The organism is Kitasatospora sp. NPDC091257 (genome assembly GCF_044757675.1).
In the GTDB taxonomy this organism is placed as follows: Bacteria; Actinomycetota; Actinomycetes; order Streptomycetales; family Streptomycetaceae; genus Kitasatospora; species Kitasatospora lactacystinica.
In genome coordinates, this window is record NZ_JBIVVI010000806.1 from 1 (window position 1) to 4,272 (window position 4,272).

At 72.4% G+C, this 4,272-nt stretch carries 4 protein-coding genes and 1 pseudogene; all 5 read right to left on the minus strand.

All coding sequences use genetic code 11. The features are described from left to right. Positions 1-366, minus strand: a pseudogene (locus ACIQOV_RS29900) (hypothetical protein); the annotation flags it as partial. A gap of 259 nt (positions 367-625) precedes the next feature. Continuing rightward, positions 626-1,618, minus strand: coding sequence for a 23S rRNA (guanosine(2251)-2'-O)-methyltransferase RlmB (gene rlmB, locus ACIQOV_RS29905; protein WP_380551249.1), 993 nt, complete (start codon positions 1,616-1,618; stop codon positions 626-628). Between the two features lie 136 nt (positions 1,619-1,754). Beyond that, positions 1,755-3,149 carry a cysteine--tRNA ligase gene (gene cysS, locus ACIQOV_RS29910; protein ID WP_401053711.1) on the minus strand — a complete coding sequence of 465 codons (1,395 nt, stop codon included), beginning with the start codon at positions 3,147-3,149 and terminating at the stop codon, positions 1,755-1,757. A 94-nt stretch (positions 3,150-3,243) separates the two neighbouring features. Next, complete coding sequence (locus ACIQOV_RS29915; protein WP_359913744.1) at positions 3,244-3,639, minus strand: PPOX class F420-dependent oxidoreductase; 396 nt, start codon at positions 3,637-3,639, stop codon at positions 3,244-3,246. Positions 3,640-3,780: 141 nt separating this feature from the next. Continuing rightward, a complete protein-coding gene (gene ispF, locus ACIQOV_RS29920) occupies positions 3,781-4,227 on the minus strand; it encodes a 2-C-methyl-D-erythritol 2,4-cyclodiphosphate synthase (protein WP_401053712.1) in 447 nt (148 codons plus the stop codon). Between the last annotated feature and the right edge of the window lie 45 nt (positions 4,228-4,272).

Genomic DNA, 4,272 nt, shown 5'->3' on the forward strand with positions numbered 1-4,272 from the left:
GGGTGCCTGGCCGGTCCAGGTGACGGCGGTGACCCGGCCCTTGCGGCGCGGCGCGCCGCCGGCCCCGGCCCCGGCCAGCGCCGGGACGGCGGAGGCGGGCACGACGACCTGCGGGGTGACCAGCGGACGGCGGATCAGGCCCTGGTTGGCGTACGGGTCGCCGAACGCGGCGCCGGTGGACAGCAGTCCGGCCGGGGCCTCGATCAGCGGCGCCGTCGGGGCGCCGAGCCGCAGCCGGAAGCTCGCCTGGGTGCTGCTGAGCCGCGAAGGGTCCGACTCCACCTTGACGGTGTTGAGGGCGGGGCCCGCGTCTATCCCGGAACTGCCGTTGCCGAACAGGGGGCGCCGAGGTGTTCTGGTGTCCACGCCCGTCTAACCGGGTGACGGCCGCTTAGGACACTCTGCCGGGTGGATGTCCGGCGCACACTTGAAGTGATCATGAAAAAAGCGATCGGGCCCGATCGGGCCCGATCGCCTTCCACTCGGATTGCGGGGAATTCGGAAGATCGCCTGCGCTCCGCGCCCCGGCCGTGCTCAGCACCAAGCGCTCGGCACCGAGCTCCAAGCACCAAGCGCTCAGCTCTCAGCGCTCAGCTCTCAGCGCTCAGCTCTCAGCACTCAGCTCTCAGCGCTTGGCGCGCAGCCGCGCGGCCTCGTACAGCACGATGCCCGCCGCGACACCGGCGTTCAGCGACTCGGTCAGGCCGGACATCGGGATCCGGACCCGCATGTCGCAGGTCTCCGAGACCAGCCGGGACAGGCCCTTGCCCTCGCTGCCCGCGACGATCACCACCGGACCGGTCAGCAGCTCCAGGTCGCCGATCTCGGCCTCGCCGTCGGCGGCCAGGCCGACCACCATCAGGCCGGCCTTCTGGTAGGCCTCCAGGGCGCGGGTCATGTTGGTGGCCCGGGCGACGGGCAGCCGGGCCGCGGCGCCGGAGGAGGTCTTCCAGGCACCGGCGGTCATGCCGGCCGCGCGGCGCTCGGGGATGACCACGCCGTGCGCGCCGAAGGCGGCGGCGGAGCGGACCACGGCGCCCAGGTTGCGCGAGTCGGTCACGCCGTCCAGCGCGATGATCAGCGCGTCCTGGCCGGCGTCGGCGGCGTCCGCCAGGAGGTCCTCGGGGTGCGCGTACTCGTACGGCGGCACCTGGAGCACCAGGCCCTGGTGGTTCATCCCGCCGGTCATCTGGTCCAGCTGGGGCCGCGGGGCCTCCATCAGCGGGATGCCGCGGTCGTTGGCGGCCTGGAAGGCGTCACGGACCCGGTCGTCGGTGTCGATGAACTGCTGGACGTACAGCGCGTTGGCCGGCACGTCGCCCTGCAGGGCCTCGACCACCGAGTTGCGGCCGAAGACCAGTTCGGCGCTGCCCGCGCCGCCGCGGCCGCCGCGACCGCCGCCGCCGGCCCGGCGCATGCCGGCCCGGGCCTTGGCGTCCCGCTCGCGCTTGATCGCGGCGTTGGCGGCGCGCTGCTTGGGGTGACCCTTGCGCTCCGCACCGGGCGGGGTCGGACCCTTGCCCTGGAGCGCCTTCCGGCTGTGCCCGCCGGTACCGACAGACGCGCCCTTCTTCGATCCGGGGTTGCGGCGGTTCCTGCGCTGGCTGTTGCCGGCCATGGCTGTACTTCCTGTCTGTCCGGCATGCCCCGACCGCCCCGGTCTGCCCGGTGGCCGCCGACGACATGCGTACGTCATGCGGGAGGGCCGCACCGGTCCGGTACGGCCCACCCATCACCCCGATCGTCGGATGGGGTTACTGGCTGTTGATCGTCCAGCGCGGGCCGGACGGGGTGTCCTCGATCGCCAGCCCGGCCAGGCCGAGCTGGTCGCGGATGGCATCCGCGGTGGCGAAGTCCTTGCGCTCGCGCGCCGCCTGCCGCTGGTCCAGGACCAGGCGGACCAGCGAGTCGACCACACCGTGAAGGTCCTCGCCGCGCTCCGTCCCGGCCCAGTGCGGGTCGAGCGGGTCGAGGCCCAGTACACCGAGCATCGCACGGACCTCGGCCAGTCGCGCCACCACGCTCTCCTTGTCGTCCGCGTTCAGGGCGCTGTTGCCCTGGCGGACGGCGGTGTGCACGACGGCCAGCGCCTGCGGGACGCCGAAGTCGTCGTCCATCGCCTCGGCGAAGGCCGGCGGCACCTCGGGCGCCGCGTCGACCGTGCCGCAGCGCTCGACGGCGCGCTGGATGAAGCCCTCGATCCGGCCGAAACCGGCCTCGGCCTCGCGCAGCGACTCCTCGCTGTACTCGATCATCGAGCGGTAGTGCGGGGCGGCCAGGTAGTAGCGGAGCACGATCGGCCGCCACGCCCGGACCATCTCGGAGACCAGCACCGAGTTGCCCAGCGACTTGCTCATCTTCTCGCCGGCCATGGTGACCCAGGCGTTGTGCACCCAGAAGTTGGCGAAGTCGTCGCCGTAGGCCTTGGACTGGGCGATCTCGTTCTCGTGGTGCGGGAAGATCAGGTCCAGCCCGCCGCCGTGGATGTCGAAGGCCGCGCCCAGGTACTTGTGGGCCATCGCCGAGCACTCCAGGTGCCAGCCCGGACGGCCGGGGCCCCACGGGGTCTCCCAGCTCGGCTCGCCCGGCTTGGCGGCCTTCCACATCGCGAAGTCGCGCTGGTCCCGCTTGCCGGTCTCGCCCTCGCCCTCGGGCTGGCGCAGGTCGTCCAGCTTCTGGTTGGAGAGCGCCAGGTAGCCGGGGTACGACCGCACGTCGAAGTAGACGTTCCCGTCGGCCGCGTAGGCGTGGCCCCTGGCGATGAGCCCCTGCATCATCGCGATCATCTCGGGGATGTGCCCGGTGGCCCGCGGCTCGACGGTCGGCCGCAGGCAGCCGAGCGCGTCGTAGCCGTCGTTGAAGGCGCGCTCGTTCTCGTAGCCGATCTGCCACCACGGCGTGCCGAGCTCGCGCTCCTTGGCGATGATCTTGTCGTCGATGTCGGTGACGTTCCGGGCGAAGGTCACCTGGTAGCCGCGGTAGGCGAACCACCGCTGCATGATGTCGAAGTTGAGGTACGACCGGATGTGCCCGATGTGTGGCGCCGACTGGACGGTAGCGCCGCACAGGTAGATCGAGACACAACCCGGTACAAGCGGGACGAAGTCGCGTACCTGGCGGGTGCTGGTGTCGTACAGACGAATGCTCACAGCGTCAAGCGTAGTGGGCAGCAGGGGGTGCCCCGCCACATTCCCCGGGACAACGGGGGCGTGATCCCGGGGAAACAGTGGCCCGCGGGCGGGGTCAGATGCTGCCGAGCACCTTGCGCGGGGTGAGCCGGACGACCACCCGGACGTCGTCCGGACCGTCCCAGGTGTACTTGTCCACGCCGCGGTACTTGGCGGCCAGCTCGTCGATCAGCTCCCGGCCGCCCTCGGTGGTCAGCGAGACCTCGCCGCGGGCCTCCAGGTACTCGTACGGGTCCTCCGACGGGTTGACGAGGATCGAGACCCGCGGGTCCCGCTCCAGGTTGAGGTGCTTGCGGCGGCCCTGGACGGTGGAGAACAGGATGTCGTCGCCGTCCCGCTTGACCCAGACCACCGAGGCCTGGGGGCTGCCGTCGGGCTGGATCGTGGAGACCACGGCGAAGCTCTTGTCGTCGAGCAGCGCCTTGGCACGGTCGGAGAGCTGGGCGGTCACGGATTACCTCTTCTCGTCGGCGGTTCGGCCCGAGCGGAAGCCCGTACGGGCCCGAGCCGAACAGTAGCGACTCGGGCCCCGAGGACACCGGGTGAACACCCGTCAGGGGCGGTTTCTTCCCGCCCGCTCACCGCGACCGGCTCAACGCCGTTCGTACACCAGGGCGGTGGCGATCGCGGCCAGCCCCTCGGCCCGGCCGGTCAGGCCCAGTCCGTCGGTGGTGGTGCCGGAGACGGACACCGGGGCGCCGACCGCCCCGGACAGCGCCGCCTGCGCCTCGTCCCGCCGCTTGCCGATCTTCGGCCGCACGCCGATCACCTGGACGGCGACGTTGCCGATCTCGAAGCCCGCCTCGCGGACCAGCCGGGCCGCCTCGCCGAGCAGCTTCACCCCGGACGCGCCGGCCCACTCCGGGCGGTCGGTGCCGAAGTGGGCGCCCAGGTCGCCGATCCCGGCGGCCGAGAACAGCGCGTCGCAGGCGGCGTGGGCGGCGACGTCGGCGTCCGAGTGCCCGGAGAGCCCGGCCCCGGCGTCCGGCCAGTCCAGCCCGGCCACCCGGAGCGGGCGGCCGGCCTCGAAGGCGTGCACGTTCGGGCGGGCGTGGGTGGTGGGCCAGGTGAGGCGGGCGTCGGG